Source organism: Prolixibacter sp. SD074 (assembly GCF_009617895.1).
Taxonomy (GTDB): domain Bacteria; phylum Bacteroidota; class Bacteroidia; order Bacteroidales; family Prolixibacteraceae; genus Prolixibacter.
In genome coordinates, this window is the sequence record NZ_BLAW01000001.1 from 2,383,948 (window position 1) to 2,402,372 (window position 18,425).

8 protein-coding genes are annotated in these 18,425 nt (G+C 45.1%); 1 reads left to right on the top strand and 7 read right to left on the bottom strand.

Annotation, left to right across the window (positions count from 1 at the left end):
• Positions 1-2,241 (top strand): trypsin-like peptidase domain-containing protein, encoded by a 2,241-nt coding sequence (locus GJU82_RS10380; protein ID WP_153632080.1) that lies wholly within the window; start codon positions 1-3, stop codon positions 2,239-2,241.
• A gap of 609 nt (positions 2,242-2,850) precedes the next feature.
• On the opposite strand, the gene GJU82_RS10385 is transcribed toward GJU82_RS10380, so the two are convergent.
• From GJU82_RS10385 to GJU82_RS10415, 7 genes are all read right to left on the bottom strand, one after another.
• Positions 2,851-4,581 carry a hypothetical protein gene (locus GJU82_RS10385; RefSeq protein ID WP_153632081.1) on the bottom strand — a complete coding sequence of 577 codons (1,731 nt, stop codon included), beginning with the start codon at positions 4,579-4,581 and terminating at the stop codon, positions 2,851-2,853.
• A gap of 3 nt (positions 4,582-4,584) precedes the next feature.
• A complete protein-coding gene (locus GJU82_RS10390; protein ID WP_153632082.1) occupies positions 4,585-5,820 on the bottom strand; it encodes an MFS transporter in 1,236 nt (411 codons plus the stop codon).
• Between the two features lie 29 nt (positions 5,821-5,849).
• The gene (locus tag GJU82_RS10395; RefSeq protein WP_153632083.1) at positions 5,850-6,893 is read right to left on the bottom strand and encodes a glycoside hydrolase family 130 protein; all 1,044 of its coding nucleotides are present in this window, start codon (positions 6,891-6,893) and stop codon (positions 5,850-5,852) included.
• Positions 6,894-7,000: 107 nt separating this feature from the next.
• A complete protein-coding gene (locus tag GJU82_RS10400; RefSeq protein WP_153632084.1) occupies positions 7,001-8,488 on the bottom strand; it encodes a RagB/SusD family nutrient uptake outer membrane protein in 1,488 nt (495 codons plus the stop codon).
• Positions 8,489-8,514: 26 nt separating this feature from the next.
• On the bottom strand, positions 8,515-11,538 hold the full coding sequence (locus GJU82_RS10405) for a TonB-dependent receptor (protein WP_228488659.1): 3,024 nt from the start codon (positions 11,536-11,538) through the stop codon (positions 8,515-8,517).
• Positions 11,539-11,648: 110 nt separating this feature from the next.
• A complete protein-coding gene (locus GJU82_RS10410; protein ID WP_228488660.1) occupies positions 11,649-14,117 on the bottom strand; it encodes a hypothetical protein in 2,469 nt (822 codons plus the stop codon).
• A 172-nt stretch (positions 14,118-14,289) separates the two neighbouring features.
• A complete protein-coding gene (locus GJU82_RS10415) occupies positions 14,290-18,399 on the bottom strand; it encodes a hybrid sensor histidine kinase/response regulator transcription factor (protein ID WP_153632086.1) in 4,110 nt (1,369 codons plus the stop codon).
• Between the last annotated feature and the right edge of the window lie 26 nt (positions 18,400-18,425).

Genomic DNA, 18,425 nt, shown 5'->3' on the forward strand with positions numbered 1-18,425 from the left:
ATGAAACAATCATTCCTAACCCTAGCTATCCTATTCATCATTAATATAGCCTATGGCCAAGTAGAAACAAAGTTCTACCCCAACAAAAATGCTTGGGAACAAGTCAAACATATCAGCAATCATCCCAAATCGAATAAAATAAAAACCTTCCCTTCATTTGATGCTCAACAATTAATCAAGGAAGACAAACAAACAGAAGGTCTGGATATTCCCTTCCGATTTGGGAAAGGATTTGATACGCAGATCATCCTTAAGGACGGAGAATGGACCAAGACAGATGATGGGCGTCTCTGGTCGATGGAATTTAGGTCAAAAGGCGCTTATTCCATCAACTTCGTTTTTAACAATTTTCATCTACCCGACGGTGCAGAGTTATACATAACCAATGCAACAGGGACTATGTTGTATGGCCCGGTTACTTCAAAAGAGAATACAAAAAACGGATTTTTCCTGACAGACCTTATTAAGGGAGATGATGTAACAATTTTCTTGTTTGAACCACAAAAACAGAAAGGACAATCAACATTGAGAATAGAAAAGGTGGTGCATGCATATAAGAATGTATTTCCGAACGCGGTTAATGGAAATTTAGGAGGTTCGGATACTTGTAATATAGATATTGCATGTTACCCAGCATGGGATGAATCATCTGACGCCGTGGCCTTAGTACTTCTTTCCAGTGGAACCGAGTTGTGTAGTGGAGCTTTGGTGATGACTACACACCAAAATTTTAGGCCGTATTTCCTGACAGCGTTCCATTGTATAGATGAAGATGCTCCTATAGGAGAACTTTCTTCAACCGAGATTTCCAATGCTGAAAATTGGATGTTTAAGTTCCAGTATAAAATGACTTCATGCGGGGGAAGCACTGCCACAACAGGTATCACATACAATGGTGACACTTTTAGGGCAGCATACTACGATACAGATTGTGCCTTAGTGGAAATGGATGGACAACCCCGCGGTGATAATCGATTTTCCTGGTTGGGATGGGACAGAAGCGGTAATACGCCAACTTCTGGAACATTTATTCATCATCCCTCGGGGGATGTAATGAAAATCTCTTTTGATTATGATAATTTATCAACTAACAGTTCTACACTCTATTGGAATAATGGAGGAATATCTCCAGCAAACTCCCATTGGCAAACCACAATTGATGATGGAGGAATTGAAGGGGGCTCTTCCGGTTCACCATTATTAGACCAAAATAGAAGGGTTGTGGGGCAGTTACACGGGGGGTCAATTGGTTGCGCCCCACAAACTGATTATTTCGGCAGATTTAATCAATCCTGGACAGGAGGGGGTACAGATGCAACCCGATTAAGTAACTGGTTAGACCCGTGTGGTCTTGGGGCCACTACAGTAAATACGGCACGAAGTCCGTATGTATCAAGAGGAAGTGCCGTATGTGTATCTGGAACCTCATTCTCTGTTCCTAACCTTCCAAATGGTACGGAACTATTTTGGGACCAGAGTTCTAATATTTCAAGGTCCTCAGCACAAGGCTCTAACCCGTGTACATTTTATCCTCTCAATAGTGGTTCTGGGTGGATTAAGGCTACCCTTGTAACCTCTTCATGTGATCGATTCAGTCTACCAATAAAATATGTTGATGTAGTTCGTCCAACCGGCACCTGGGGACAGGATGGTCAGACACACGATTTGTCAACAGTCAACTTTGTGGATTATCAAAGTTGGGTTTACGTAACCGTTACCTGTCCGGGGTCCAGCTACTTTAATTGGCAATTAACTGGCGGTACAGGTATTAACTGGAGTCAAATTAACTACGCTAATACCAGTTATTTAAACTTATATCTGAACACTTCAACTAGTTATGGAGATTTGAGACTTACTATTAATACGGCTGGTTGTGGGACAATTCAACCTACCTACCATTTTGTTCCCAGCTATTCATACGCTTTCACAATGACCCCAAACCCGGCAAACGATGTAGTTACGGTTGAAAGAGTCGAAAAGAGTAATAAGAACAAGGCAAAAGGCCTCCTTCTCAAACCGTCAGTTGAAAAATACAAAGAACATCCAGACAAACCGTTTGATAAGCCTTTGGAAGACTATACTGTAACATTATATAATGAACGAAACGGTTTGTTGAAGACCATTGATACCAAGGATGAATCCTGTACATTTGACTTGAGTAAATATCCACCGGGAATATACTTCCTTCATATCGAGAATGACTATGTATTGTACAAGGAAAAACTAATTATCAAACGATAAGTAACTAGCATAGAGTAATCTACAAAAATGAAGACACCGGTCTTGGCAGAGGCTGGCATACATTTGGACTGTTAATGTCGATAACAAAGAGGGTGTCCAAAATCAGGGCACCTTCTTCATTTTTTCACTTCTTTTGAGTAAAACCAACATAAACTTTTCTGCTACAGGCCGGAGGGTTATATTTTGGTCTCTATAGGAAAGCGATTTTCTTCCATCTGCAGTATCTATTTCCAAAGAACCACTTTCAACACATAAAAGTCTGGCCCAAAGGTAGGAAGTTGGACCCCCAGGGGTAGAAGATTCCATCTCAAAACAGGAAAATTCCATCTTCAACATAGAAAATTCTATCCTGAAGATAGAAAGTCGCACCCTAAAACAAGAAAGTTCCTGTTTCAACATAGAAGATTCCATCTCAAAACAGGAAAATTCCATGTTGAACATAGAAACGCCTACCCTAAAGATAGAAAGTTGGACCCCCAGGGGTAGAAGATTCCATCTCAGAGGATGTTGCACCCTGAAAGAAGACGCTAAAACACAAAAACGCGCCGGACAGACCAATGCTGCGGCACGTTTTCAATTTGACCCAAACTATAAAATAGATTCTATTGTCTATTTCGAGATTGCATAATCTACAATCACATTATCCACCAACAACTTGTTTCCATTGTATCCCGGCGTTCCGTTGGCCGGAACCAATACCAGCATCGCTACGCCATTCGGTTCCAGTGTAAATTCGGTTTCACCCGTAATATTTTTCTGAACGAAGCTATGTGTCAACGCATTGTATAAATCGACAGGAGCCGAACCACAATCAATTTTCACTACCTTAGGCTCCTTATAAGGATTGTTATACAAATAGCTTGGATATGCTTTGTCGCGATAGAAATCACAAGCCAGAAGGTTAAGCTGCAGAATACCTTCCACATTCGTGGTATCAATAATACTTCCGAAAACACCGGCCTGCGCACTTCCATATACACTAAACTGGCTCACCCACGGATTTTTTCCTTTCACCCAGTTAGGGCCATCACCCTGCGCCACCGGAGCTTTGATATCGGCAAACTGCTCGTAAGCCGATTTCTTCGTCAGCCCTTCGTAAGCAATCACCCCTTTGGTTACTGATTTCAGCTGAGGAATCGTCTGATGATCGTCCGGAATTTCGTACGGATAAAACAGGTGAGCTGCATTGGCCGCATTTAGCATCCATTTGCCAACCACTTTCGACCAGGTCGGATCGTAGCGCACCATGGGAACCAATGCCCAGGCGACATCGAAGGTGTTCATCAGGAAGGCATAACCACCGTTATCGTAGGTGCTGCCAACCAGTCCCGAAACGTCGAAACCATTCCAGTTATCAGCTAAAACGCCCCAACCTCTGCGGCATTTCGCATCTCCGTTAAAGGTCCATTTCATGATTTTGGTAAAATCGTAATGGGTGCCTTCTTCGGCGTTCAGACGGGCAGCCACATAAGCTCCGAAAGGCATCAGGATTTCGTAGAAGGTGTTATCCTTTTGACTTAACAAAGCGTCCAACGCCGATTTGGCGCCTTCGAGGTAACGCTTATCACCGAACTTTTTATACGCCGCATATAAGACGTACGCGTGTCCGGCTGCCGCATCCTGCTGAGGACATATCTGGCTGTCTTCCGGTTCCAGCTTACCGTAGTTGAAGAATGAATGATGGTAGTTACCATTCAATACAGAATCGGCCGCCAGAAATTTGTCGGCGATGGACCGAAGCAGCGGAGTGGCATTTTTCTCATCCGGATAGAAATTCATGATTCCGTAATAGATGACATTCGGAAAAACATCGTACCACCAGTCGCGGCCGTAACCGCCTCCCAATAGTGCCACTTGAGGACAGGTATTGTTCATCATGATATCCCAACCCGTATCCTTGTTAAAATAATTCCGAAGCATGTTCACGTAATCTTTCCCATCCTGATTGGATTTATCGATCCCCATCAGGGTAGCCCCGAGAACCGCACCCATTGTAGTCAGCGATTCATGGAAAATTCCGTCATGATGGTCAGGTCCCTGGCGAACATCGCCGATAGCGGTATACAGACCAAATGTTTTCTGCGGAAAGTTTTTTTGCGAATTGTCCGTCCAGATAAGCGGCCAGTAATCGCCCGTTTGAGTAGAATCGAAAACCAATTGATCGAATTTCCGGGCTTTCGCTTTCCAGTCAAGCATCTTGTAAGGCGACGGCAAATCGGGCATTTGACCGATCCGCTCCAGCATTTTCTGCTGCACTTTGTCCTGATGACGCAGCTCCGGCTTTGATGTGCAGGACGCCAGCATCAGGATGACAGCAACAAACAACAATATTTTCTTCATGGTTTAGTATTTTGAATTGATGATATTCTTAGCAACGAAAATGGACAATAATTGCAACAGGCCAATAATGACTAAAGCATATTTCAACGCAAAGTCCTCTCCGATGTAACTCGCCATCAGAATAAAAAGTCCGCAACCAATCAGACGCCCCAGGTACAATCCCAGTTCGTGATTCAGAATATAGGTAAATTGGTTCCGTTTTTCAATGGCTGCTACCCTATCGATTACCTTCAGTTGAATAGGAAAGTAAGCTACATCGAGCAACGGACGGGCCATTACCAGGCACAACATGAAAAGGATTACGCCCAGCGAGGAATAGAGCCCGGCATTGATGAAACTACCGGTTGCAAACAACAGCAATCCGAACGAAAAGATGTAAATACGGTGTTTCGGCTTTGCCATTCGTCCAATAAGATACAGAACGATAGCTGAGAAAATAGCGCCAATTGCCTGGACCGTTCCCAGCACATCTTCATTTCCCACCAGTTTCATGATAAGCATGGCAGGAGCCGTCACAATGTATCCCTGAGCCAGTCCTTTCAGCGTAGCCAGTCCCAACATCTTCTTCCAAAGAATATGAAAATGAAAATAGAGGAATCGTTCCTGTTTCGGGTTAACAAAATTACCCCGATGGACAACAATGGAAGAGATAATGGTCAACAGGAATACCATCATGGTCACTATTTGATAGGCAACATTTGTATTCCCTCCAAACCAGTGATGCTCATCGGTGGCCCCGATAAATACACCCACCACATAAGGCACAATCACCCCGGTAAGTGTATAGAAGAATGATTCCAGCCCGTAATAGTAATTACGGTTATCATCATTGGTTGTTTCCAACGCCAGAAAATCGCGATTGGCCCAGAAAAATCCATAGGAAAGTCCCATTATCAATCCGGCAATACCGATGCCGGTAGCATCCAACTCATGTAACATCATCATGGCCGACATGGAAACGCCACTGAGCAGCATCCCAAATGAATAAAGCCATGCAATTTTTATTTTCCGGAGAAGAAAACCGTTTATGGCAAAAGTTAACGGAATACCGGAATAAAGAGCCAACTGAAAGATAACCACCAGCTTGGCTTCGTGTGAATTTCGCATGATATAGGCACCGATAAACATTTCGATAATCGGCAATACCAGCGAATAGATCAAATTTGTAATCAGCAGTATCCGCATACCCTTGGGATAGGTATAGAACACGCGATATTCGTTAACCAGTTTCTTCAGCATAATTCCTCAGTTGAGATGTAATTCGTTTTCTAATGCAGTGTTTCCAAAATTTCCCGGATAGAAAATTTTGCACCGCAAATCACTTCATCGGCCGCACCGTAATACATGGTAATTTCATCACCATCCACCATGTGGCCATTGGTAAAAATGACGTTGCCGAAAAATCCGGTCTTTTCATATTCTTCAGTTGGCGCCATGATTGGCTCTTCGGAACGGGCCAACACCCTGGAAGGATCATTGATATCCAGCAGCAAGGCGCCCAGGCAATATTGATTATCCTCATTGGCTCCGTGATAAATCTCCAGCCAGCCTTCATCCGTCCGAATGGGAGCAGCTCCGGCGCCAATGCGCACATTGTCCCACTTTCCTTTCCGGGTTTGCGCAATGCACTGATGATTTCCCCAGTGAACACCATCCGGTGAACTGGCCAACCAGATATAATTTCCGCCAATTTCAGGACTACTTGGACGATGAAACGCATAAAAACGATCCTGAATCTTCTCTTCGAAAATAGCGCAATCCTTATTGTGCGCCGGGAAAATCATCCCGAGATGTTCAAAATCTTTCCAGTTTTTGGTCGTCCGCAAACCAACGCCAACCCCCAGGTGAGAAACAGCCGTGTAGGTAAGGTGGTAGGTGTCCCCGACTTGTGATACCCGGCAATCTTCAATTCCGTAAGATTCGTGAATACCTTTACCGGTCAGCAAAGGATATCCCTCCCGTTCGTGAAAATGGATTCCATCTTCACTGCAAACCAGGCGCAAATGCGAGATAGTCGTCAGATAATCCTGTCCCTGATAACTGATAACCCGCGGATCGGATAAATCCAAATCCGGATCATCATTCTTAAACTCCATAATCTGCAACTCACCATCTTCGCTGTAAACAGGGAAAGTAGTGAATCCTTCTTTCTGTTCCGGGCGTTCGGCCACCCGAAGCAACATCCAGATTTTCCCGTCATACCTAAATACTCCGGGATTGAGCAGACATTCAATTTTCAATCCATCTTTGCCCGGTTTCAGGTCACCCGGCCGTAAAATCGGGTTCCCGGCGAATCTCTTTGCAATATCCATAATTAGCTTTTTGTCTTTCTTTCCGGATTGTGAAAACAAGGATGCCCCGTATGTCCTATTATGCTACATGTGGGGCATCCTGTTTTCTATCTATAATCTGTTAAGCATTAATATCCTGGATTCTGGGTAATTGAACCACCTGCTTTATCAATTTCGCGTTGTGGAATCGGGTAGAGATAATTGTTATCCTGGAAATTCTTACCCAATGCACCCAATACATCCTTAGCAATACCCCAACGTTTCAGGTCGTTGAAGCGTTGTGATTCGAAACCAAGTTCCACACGGCGCTCGTGACGCAACCAGCCCATAATCTGAACCTTATCCGTTGAAGCTACATCACGGCCGGGCAACGTACCTGCCGGAGGTGTTGTTCCATCGATGGCAACGGAATTACGTGCCCGTGCCCTGACTTGATTGATGAGACCGATGGCTTCGGAATAGTTCCCCAGGTTTATGTCAGCTTCCGCTTTCCAAAGCATTACATCAGCATAGCGGATGTAAATCTTGTTACTGGGCGAGTCATCGTTTCCTTTGTTATCGGTATTGGTTTCACCAAAAATTTTATAAACTGCCTGATTATCGACATCCACAGTATAAAGCAGACGTGGATCATTTGGCTCAAATTCATCAATAAAGTTCTGTTCAGGTGCTACGAACCCCCATCCCAATAAAGCACAAAGTCCATTACCGTTAGCCGGAACAGCATTACTTTCATGATCGTAGGCAAAAATCACCTCGTTGTCGGTAAATTCTTTCTCCACCTGGAAATTATCGAAATAATTAGCATCGAGTGAGTAGAAACCCAGGTTATCCAGCTGACTGATGTAGTCGAGTACTTTCTGCCAGTTTTGGGTGTACAGCTCAACTTTTGCCTGCATGGCAATAGCAGCGCCTTTTGAAGCACGCCATGGCTGAGTATCATCAGAATATTTGCTGTTAGGTAATAGCGTAACGGCCTGTGCCAAATCAGCTCTTACCTGATCCATCACCTGATCTTTCGGTGTACGAACAGCGACATCATACGCTTCAGAGAAACTTTCCAGCGGCTTCAGCAAGAGCGGAACATCTCCGAAATTATTGACCAGATCGAAGTAATAGAAAGCTCTTAGGAAGTAAACCTCACCCAATAAACGGTTTCTCAGGTTACTGTCCATGGTCAGTTTACTCATCAACTCGTCATTGGTCAGATAACTGATAGCTTGATTGGAACGGGAAATACCGTCGTAGTCATAAGCCCACTGTCCGTTAAAACCACCATTGTCAGAAGTAAAGTTGAAATTATCAATTTCGTCCATCCAGGCCTGGTCACCGTCCGGATTCCATTTCTTCTGCATGTCATCCGAAGCGATATCACTCAGGATAAAATCATTGCGAAGAACGGTTCCGTCGTCCCAGCCCCATTCCCCAATAATATTCAGGGTACTGGAAAGCAATTGATACGAAGTAAAGACCGAATATTCCACCGTACTTTCCGTTGGTGAGGTATCTATCTGGTCGGGTGTAAGCAACCCGATGGGTTCCTTGTAGAGATATTTGTCGCAACCGGTGAACAACAATAAAGTTGATGCAACCAGTATCATATATATTTTTCTCATTTTACTGAATTTTATTAGCTGGGACATTAAAATTTCACATCAACACCAAGAATGAAAGCTCTTGATTGCGGGTAAGTTCCCATATCAATCAAATCGATCGATTCAGGATCGAGACCGGTATAATTGGTAATGGTGAATACATTCTGCGCAGAGACGTAAGCACGCAGGTTCTTGAACGTATTCGAACGCTTTATCAGCGACTTGAATGTATAACCCAGTTCCACGTTTTTCAGCCGGAAGTAAGAGGCATCCTCAACAAATACGCTCGAAGTTTTGCTACTACCGTTGTCGGTGAAACTTACACGTGGGATGGAGTTACTGGTTCCTTCGCCATGCCATGCGTCCAGCACGCGCGTGGTATAGTTGAACGGACGTGTATCGTAATCCACAATCTTCTTTCCGTCGTTGTAGCGGTCTACACCATGAACCCCCTGGAACAACAGTGATAGATCAAAGCCTTTGTATTCACCAGTCAGGTTCATTCCGTAAGTCAGTTTCGGAATAGAATTTCCGATGAACGTCCGGTCTTTATCGTTGATAATACCATCACCATTCAAATCCTTGAACCGGATATCACCAGGCTGTTGTGCAGGATTGGAAGTATTGTACAGTTGATCCTGAATTTCCTGAGTATTCTGATAAATACCGTCCATCACGTAACCGTAATAGGAATTCAGCGGCTGACCAACAACGGTACGCGCTACTCCTTTACTGGCCGCATTAATAATCATCGGCAGGTTCGGGTGCAGTTTCGTCACCTCATTTTTGAGGGTCGCCATGTTCAGGTTGATGTTGTATTTGAACTGGTGTTCGCTGTTGCGAAGTGTCAAAGCAAACTCAAAACCTTTGTTGGTAACGGCTCCTGCATTCACATAAGTTGGAGAAACATCACCAGCAATTGACGGCAATGAAATCGGCAACAGAATGTCGGTTGTATTCTTGATGAAATAGTCGGCAGTGAAATAGATTTTGTTGGACAGAAGTCCCAAATCCAAACCGTAGTTATACTGCGTAGTAGTTTCCCATTTCAAGTCCGGGTTTCCGTAACGGGAAATCAGATAACTGTCGCCGCTTTTCCTCAACAGAGTGAGGTAAGCATAATTGTCAATTTCCTGGTTTCCCAACTGTCCCACACTGGCTCTCAGTTTCAAATCCGACAACCAGGTTAATTCCTTCATGAAATCTTCATTCGACAATTTCCATCCGGCAGAAATTGAAGGGAAGTAACCCCAACGGTTATTTTGCGCAAAGCGTGAAGAAGCATCTGCACGGAAGTTAGCGGTTACCATATAACGGCTATCATATGAATACGTCGCTGAACCGAATAACGAGAACAATGCCCATTCAGCAGCAGAACCTCCGTTCCATACGTCATACTGAGTACCTCCGAAATCGAGATAACGGAAGTTCTTGTCGGTATAGTCGTAACGGGCCCGGGAGCCGCTAATTCCGGAAGAATGATTGGTAATGAATTCACTACCAACCAATGCATTGATTGAACTCTTACCTATATCCTTAACATAATTCAATGTATTATCCCAGGTAGCCGTAATTTCCTCGCTACGCTCTTCGTTGAGTGAACTTGGCCGGTTCTGGCGTCCCAGGCCGGCATCGAGTGTACTGCCGCTTCCGTCATCATCTCCGAAGTTCTGATAAAATGCTTTATTGTGCGAGAAAGTCAGGTCGATACCGATACTCGATTTGAATTTCAACGATTTGTCACCCAGGAATGCATACTCGGCAAATAAATTACCGAAGGTTTTGTAGTAGCTCCTTACATCATCGGTGAAATAAGCCAACGCAATAGGGTTCTGTGTCCTCTCGTATTTATCGCTCTCAAAGGAATCTTTATTCTTGTAGAACGGTAAATCGGTAAACGGATCTTGTGCTGACCAGGTAGGATCACTGGGATCTTTATAAATCGGGATGATAGGCGGACGCAACATGGCATGGCGAATAATTCCCGGCTCATCGCCCTTCGAAGACAATGCATCCTGTGTAACATACGAAAGTTGCAGGTTCGTGCCAATTTTCAAACGTTCGGTCAAGTTAGCGCTGATGTTCGAACGGAAGCTGATGCGTTGATACTTATCGTTATTGTACACCACAATACCGTCCTGTCCGTAGTAGTTAGCTGACAGCAAGTATTGCACTTTGTTGGTACCTCCGGTAGCTGTCACCTGTGCATTTTGAGAATGTCCCAGTTCAAAGAGGGCATCGAGCCAGTTGGTGTTGGCAAAATCGCTACGGCCTTTATCGGCAGTGTAAGGATTTGTTCCGGTATAACCGGCATTGTTCCATGCTTGCTCCACCACATTCATGTACTGATCGGCATTCAGCATATGCGGAAGGTGAGCCACCTTTTGAATTCCGGTATAATAACTGACATCAAGACTGGTTTTTCCTTTCACTCCATCTTTTGTCGTTATCACGATAACACCACCGGCAGCACGTGCACCATAAATTGCCGCAGCCGACGCATCTTTCAATACCGTCATTGATTTGATATCAGAAGGGTTCAGGAAGGAAATATCCCGTGACGGAACACCGTCGATAATATAGAGCGGATTATTGTTTCCGATGGTTCCTTCACCACGGATGCGGATATTTACCTTATCACCGGGAGCACCGGTACTGGAAGTGACCTGAACACCGGCTATTTGCCCCTGCAGGGCCTGAGAAAGGTCGCCCACTTTCCGTTTATCAATATCGGAAATGTTCACAGGAGAAACTGCACCGGTAAGGGTCGCTTTTTTCTGGGCAGAATAACCGACAACTACCACTTCGTCGATTTGCTTTTTCTCCTCTTTCATGGTTACATTCAGGACTGATCTTCCATTCAACGAAATAGTCTGATCCTGGAATCCCACAAACGAGAAATCGAGGGATACATTGGTATTTTCAACCTGAAGGGCGTACTTACCATTCACGTCAGTAATGGTACCATTTGTGGTTCCGGAAACCACCACAGTTACTCCGGGAAGTGTAGTCCCACTTTCATCGGTAACTGTACCGGTTACGCTGACCTGGCCGAAAACGGCCCCTGTCATAAAAAGAAATACAAGCCCAAGTATTTCCCTTCTAAATCTTGTAATAAAAAAGATTTTCATAGAAGTTAGCTTTAAAGATTTAATTGATTGAGCATCATTAATTGTATCCATTATTTATAGTCAGGGTCCATATCAGGAGTGCGCAATCCCGCGACTTCATCAGCCATCAGGATGAACACGTTCCAGCTGAGCCCCCTTGTTGAAAGCCACCATTCGTCTGTACTTTTCCAATGGGTTGGAATAAATTCCTTACTGAAAGGCCATTTCGGATTCAAATTGATTTCCGCCCAGGCCCGGTTTTCCATCATTTCATTTGCCCTGTGCCAGCCATGTTTCAGTCCAACCACATAAGCACAATATTCAGCACGCATCCAGCTACCGCCGTTGTAATAAAAACCGTCGCGGGAGTGGCCTGCATAATTTGCTTTTCCGAATTCGCCAAACGGCTGATAGTCGGAGGTCATATAGGAATAGCCCTTTGCATCGTTGGTCAATCGCACCAGAATAGGAGCGGTAGTTCCCATCTCCGGATGGGGAGAGTCCGGAGCTTTATTCAGATAAGGTACCTGGTTCAGTTGATTGATCACCATTTCATCGGTCAGCATGGGCTGATTGAACAGCCAGAGTGACAGAAACTCGGGCACCAAATCCGTCAATGAAATCAAATCGGGATATTCCCGGTCGAATAGCAAATGTTTCCGTTTCGGATCGTAGAATTTCCGGTATGCCGATTCCGCCTTGTTCAGGTAATCATCCGGAATATCGTATCCCAACGCCTTAATTGTGTGCAGCGCTACCGCGAACATCCCCTGATTTACCGCCAGACGGTCGGTTTTGGGCACGTAGTCGCACACATCAATCTGGCTCATCGAAAAATGCGATTCGCAAATGCCATCGCGGTTCTCGTCAAACGAATTCAGCACAAACGAAATGGCCTTATCAATTTTTTCTTTCGGAAGTTGAACCCCGTAGCGACGTTGGTTCACTAAAGCCCAGACCAGCCACTCAATGGTCGCCTCATTGTCCTTGGCTTCTACCGAGCCCATGTAAGGTGTGATGATAGTTCCAACAGCACCTTCCGGCGTTTGTGTTTTTGCCCATTGGTTCCAGATGGCCAAATTCAGCTTCTTATTGTAAGTCGCCACGGTTGTCCAGAACGAATCCCGGTTGTACATGTCGGGCGAGTAATTCATATTCGGCACACTGAACGGCGTGAAATCATTCACCGAAGTAATCCAGTTCAGCATATTGGCATTCGCATACAGCATCTTCTCAATCAGCGAACCTTTAAAACCTTTGCCTTCTGCCAACCTCGACTGCGAATCAATCATGAAATCGCGATGTGACTTCCACGGCTCTACAAAAATGTAGGTGTTTTTGGTTTCCGTCTTCCCAAGCGGTAAAACATTATAGGGCTGAATGGCCGGGTGATTTTCGGCAATTGTGAGACTTTTGATCTGCATCGTTCCGGCTTTTCCGGATGTGTTTCCGATGAACATCAATACACTATCGCCTTCGATATAGGGAACCAGTACGCTCCCCTTGAACTCGGTCCACTTATCCGTTTCTGAAGGAAACGCATCGATGTATTTGATGCCGTGTTCCAGCTCCGGCCCTTGCTGGCCGTTCTTTATCCGGTACAGTTTCAGTGCTACCGGCAAGTTGCCTTTCACCCTGAAAGAGATGGTGTACACTTTCTGGCCGGAAATGGGTGTCATCAGGCGGATGCCTGCTTTCGCTCCCGCCTGGCAATTCATGGTAATCAAACTATCCTTCCGGGAAACCGAAAGCTTACCCTCCGGCATGAGTTTCTGCGGAAGCGGTAAGACAGTGTCAGGTCCGGCATTCAGATTGAACATCTCACCAAAAGTCAAACGTACATAGTCTTTCCCCCGGGCCCGTTCGTTGGGTGTAGCTGCAGATAGCAGTCTCGGATCGGGGAGTTGGCGCATCCCGACAAAACCGCCGCCACGTCCGCTAAAACGGCGCCGTGTAGTACGTGTAAACTGATTTTTATATCCTGCATCGGTCAGGAAACCCACGGCCGTATTATCCGCAGTGACAAATCCTGCCGATGGAAAAAGTTCGTGAATGAATCCGCCCGGAAAATTATCCTGCTCGAAAGTCACATATTTTTTGGGTTGTTGCGCCGGAACATTGTTTTCCCGGAGGGTATAATACATCGAAAGCATGCTGGGTTGAACGAGCTCAACCGTTTTCTTTACGATGTGTGGATTGACAATTTGGTAAGTGACTTTGGCGGACAGTTTCGAGTCGAGTGCTTTGATATAAGTATCCTTCTGCAGCGTAACGATACTGTCGTTTCCGGTCCATGAAGCTCCCCTCCATTCATTAAACGTAGTATCCGAAGTTAAATCCAGATTGGACAAATGCAGGCTAAAAGCGCCGGCATCTTTCAAAAGTTTTTGGTTCCCGTCATACAGTGCAACACCATAACCTTGTTGCGGGGTTCCTTCAATTTTCAATTTCAGGTTTAGCCCCGAGACAGGCGTTGTAGCCACAAACAGGAACAACAAGAAAAGCAAGGTCGCACCGGACCTGGATTTTGTTTGGAACATTGGTTTAATTTTAAGTTGACTAAGGTTGATTGAGGTGTTGGATTATTGGTACCTCAAAGTTGGAGAGAGATGGGCGTGAAAGCTGTACACTATATCTTCAAAAATGTACACAAACGACACATTACATTGAAATAGTGAAGAATAAAATGCATTAAAATGTAAAAGTCGGAGTTTATTTCTTAAAATTCAACTGAAATTGTTTGGGCGGTAGCTGATACATTTTCTGGAATTCGCGGTAAAAATACGATCGGTTGTTGAAACCCGATTGATAAAATACTTCGGTTACGGTCATGGAAGTGGTTTTTAACAAATGAGCGGCATGCTTCAACCGCATGGACCTGATCATATCGCCGGGTGACATGCCTGAAACCTGTTTCAACTTCCGGTAAAACTGTGAACTGCTCATCCCCATCTCCTTTTCGAGGAAAGCTGCCTGAAGTTCTTCATCGCTGATGTGTTGGCGAATCAGTTCCATAACCTTGTCGATAAACTGCTGGTCTTCCTCTGCTATGGATAATTGAGCCAGGTTCTCCATACCATTATCTTGCTGAAAATAGCGCGCAATCCTTTCCCGCTCTTCCAACAGCTTTTCGATGCGCACTTCCAGATGTTGGGGATGAAATGGTTTGGGGATGTACGAATTGGCACCACTCTCCAGACCTTCGATTCGATGGGCCACCGAGCTTTTTGCAGTCAAAAGAATAATCGGGATATGACACGTTTTCAAGTCGGTTTTCAAATGTTTACAAAGCTCTGTTCCATTCATTTCCGGCATCATTACGTCACTAATAATAAGGTCAGGCATTTCCGTTTCCATTACTTTTAATGCCTCTACACCATTAAAAGCGGTCAATAATCGGTATTTATCCTTCAGCATGCCATCCAGTAACTGATGAATATCCGGTTCATCCTCAACAATCAAAATCGTCTTCAGTTTGTTCTCCAGCGCGTCCAATGTCCTGATCTTTTCCTGTCCATTTTCCTCAGCCAATAATTTGGGCTCAATCAGAATGTGCTGTAATTGTCGCGAAAGAATTACGTCATCCACTAGTTCCTGTGCATCACCAGCTTCAGTATTTTCCTGGCAACAGGGCAAAACCACAGAAAAGGTGGTCAGTTGGTTTTCTACGCTTTCCACATCAATGGTACCGCCAAGAGCCGTTACCAGGCTGCGGGTGTAGGCCAGTCCGATGCCCGTCCGGAATTTATCCGGATCGGAACTGCCGCCTTCATCGGTAATGAAAAAGCGCTCAAACAGGCGGGGAATTTTCTCCTTCGGTATTCCTTTTCCGGAATTCATCACTTCCATGCGAACCTGCGATTTTGCCTCTTCAACCTGCATCTTCAGCTTAATGCTTCCGCCCCGGGGCGTATACTTGAAGGCATTCGACAACAGGTTGAAAATGATTTTCTCAATTTTATCCTGATCGAACCAACCGGGAATTTCCGACGGGGAATCAATCTTGTAATCAATCTGGTTTTGAATAGCCCAATCATCAAATAGTTCGGCAACTTGCTCTACCAGGTTCACCAGGTTGAAATACTGGGCCTGCATCTCGAGGTGACCGCTTTCCGCTTTGCGAAACTCCAGCAACTGCTGAATAAGGAATAACAAACGGTTGGTGTTGCGCTGGATCATACGGACAAATTTCTGGCCTTCCGGATCGATACCGGGATCATCGGCCAGTTTTTGAGATGGCCCGACAATCAGGGTCAACGGTGTTTGCAACTCGTGAGCGATATTCGTGAAGAAGGTCAGCTTGTTCTGGTGCAGGGCCTCTTCGCGTTGACGCAATTCGATATTCTGCTGCAGCAGTTGTCGCTTTTTCCAGTAGTTCTGCACAAACAGCAGAAAAAAGACAGTCAGCAACACGTAGATACCGACGGCCCAGGCCGACTCCCAAAAGATCGGTTTAATCTGAAAATCGATAGCATGAACCGGAGGACTCCAGATACCGTCGCTGTTCGACCACTTCAGCCACAGCGTATATTTCCCGGGAGGCACGTTCGTAAACGAAATCACCCGCCGGGTTTGAATATTATTCCACTGCTTATCGAAATTCTCCAGGTAATAAGCGTACTGACATTTCTCGCTGTTGATAAAACTTAGCGCCGCTAATGTTATATCAAAAAAGTTCTGATCGTGTTTTAGCTTAACGTGAGGAGGATTTCGCAGCTCAGGCGTTACAACGAATGAAGGATAGTAAGGCTGATCGTCATTCTGTCCTTTAATATCACTAATCGCGATATTGGGAATATAAGTGTATTCGCCAATTTCGGATGAGCGGAAATAGTTGAAGCCGCTGTTGCCGCCCATAAAAATATATCCGGTATGGTCGTCCCGAAAGAATGCGCCATCGGCAAATTCGTTGTTTTGCAATCCGTCTTCTTCTGTGAAATTACGGAAACGGTGGTTCTCGACGTTGAACTGGGAAAGACCGAGGTTAGTGCTCACCCACAAGTTTCCGGCATGATCGCAAACCATACCATGAATGGTGTTGTTGGGTAAACCGTCATTCGTGGTAAAACTGTGAAAAGCAGGATGGTTGTAAAGTTTGTTGGTCTCCATGTAATTCAATCCAAGGCTGGTACCAATCCACAAACGTTTCAAAGTATCCTTGTACAGGCAAAGAATATCATCGTTGCTCAAACTCAGTGAATCAGCCGGTCCTTTCCGAAAAACGCGGAACGTTTCCGACCGCTTGTCAAACAGGTCCAATCCCCCCAACCGGGTTCCAATCCACAATTCATCATCATTTTCCTGAATGATGGAAAAGATGATGTTACTGCTTAACTTTCCGGCCAGGTTCTCGTTCGCTTCATATTGTTTAAAGTCAACCATTTTCAACTTCCGTCCATCCCGTTCCATCCGTAACCGGAACATGCCGTATCCGTTTGTTCCCAACCAGATGAAACCCTGTGCATCCTGGTAAATCGCATACACCGAACGGAATGGCACATAATCCTCCGTTCCCTCGATACTTTCCCAGTTAACCACTTTATGATACCGGAAATCGTAAACCGAGAGCCCTTCTCCATCTGTCCCGATGAACATCAGGCTATCCTTACCGCAAAACAGCGAGAAAACAGAATTATTGAGTGCCGTATTGTCCGAATAATAATTATTTACCGGAATATTTTCCTCAGGACCATTCAGATAGAAGTGTGCCGGAAAGCGAAACAAACCCTGTCCTTTCGTCCCTACCCATAAAGCGCTGTCAGGCGCCAGGCAAAACGCCCGGACATTACCACCACGAAGAGCTTCAATCTGTAGCTGGGTAACCGAATGGAACAACTTGTGCCTCGGAAATAGTTTGTAAATTCCATCGCCATCGGTTCCAACCCAAACCACTCCTTCGTTGCCTTCGAAAACAGTTGATAATTTCCGGCTATTAATGTGCCCCAACCACGAATTCCGCTCAATTTGTCCGTTGGGGGCCAAAATAAAACGCTCTTTTTCCCTTGCAATCAACACGCCTTGGCTGGTTTTTCCGATGAGTTTTTGGATACCCGTAAACCGGGTCATCTCTGTCTTTCCGGTACTATACTGATAAAAAGCCAGGCGGCCGTCATTCTTCAGCAGAAGAAGTTTATCATCCGATTCATTTAGAAAATCGCGGATATTTTGTCCAATTTTTTTGTGTCCCTTAATGGCTATTGTGCCATCGATATCCCGCTGCAGAACAACTTCTGCTAAATCTCCGTTACCATATCGAATCAGGAGAGTGTTCAATGTGGAGAAGCTGATTTTCTTTACAGCCAGAGAAGGCAAACCAGCAGATGGGAATCGTCGAACAGAATCATTGGCATAATAGCCCAGCCCCCAATCCTTTGCCTCAAAAAAGATGTTACGCTGCCGATCAACGGCCAGATGAAACTCCGACTCCGTTAAGGGAGCCTTATCTTCACGGCCAAAGAAATAACGTTTAATCTGTTTGGTATAAGGATTTAGCCGGTTAATACCGTGCATGGTCAGCACCCAAAGATAACCGTCTTTGCCTTCCTCAATTTTCAGGATGACCTGGTTGCTCAGGCTATTGGGATTATCCGGCTCGGGCCTGAAAATCTGGATCGCATGGCCGTCATACCGGTTCAGTCCGTCCCAGGTACCAATCCACAGCACATGGTCCGAATCCTGAAAAATGGCATTCACCGAGCAGTTCGACAATCCGTTCGAATTAGTCAACGGACGCATCTCAAACTGACGTTCATCCGCTTTGGCGCGACCACCATAATGCAGAAAAAGACAGGCAAAAAGAAAGCACGTAATTCTCAGGTTCATATTTCCCACGGATACAAAAGGACACC

Coding starts and splice junctions, on each gene's coding strand:
- GJU82_RS10380 (WP_153632080.1), top strand. CDS start 1: ATGAAACAATCATTCCTAACCCTAGCTATCCTATTCATCATTAATATA.
- GJU82_RS10385 (WP_153632081.1), bottom strand. CDS start 4,581: ATGAAGAAAATATTGTTGTTTGTTGCTGTCATCCTGATGCTGGCGTCC.
- GJU82_RS10390 (WP_153632082.1), bottom strand. CDS start 5,820: ATGCTGAAGAAACTGGTTAACGAATATCGCGTGTTCTATACCTATCCC.
- GJU82_RS10395 (WP_153632083.1), bottom strand. CDS start 6,893: ATGGATATTGCAAAGAGATTCGCCGGGAACCCGATTTTACGGCCGGGT.
- GJU82_RS10400 (WP_153632084.1), bottom strand. CDS start 8,488: ATGAGAAAAATATATATGATACTGGTTGCATCAACTTTATTGTTGTTC.
- GJU82_RS10405 (WP_228488659.1), bottom strand. CDS start 11,538: ATGACAGGGGCCGTTTTCGGCCAGGTCAGCGTAACCGGTACAGTTACC.
- GJU82_RS10410 (WP_228488660.1), bottom strand. CDS start 14,117: ATGTTCCAAACAAAATCCAGGTCCGGTGCGACCTTGCTTTTCTTGTTG.
- GJU82_RS10415 (WP_153632086.1), bottom strand. CDS start 18,399: ATGAACCTGAGAATTACGTGCTTTCTTTTTGCCTGTCTTTTTCTGCAT.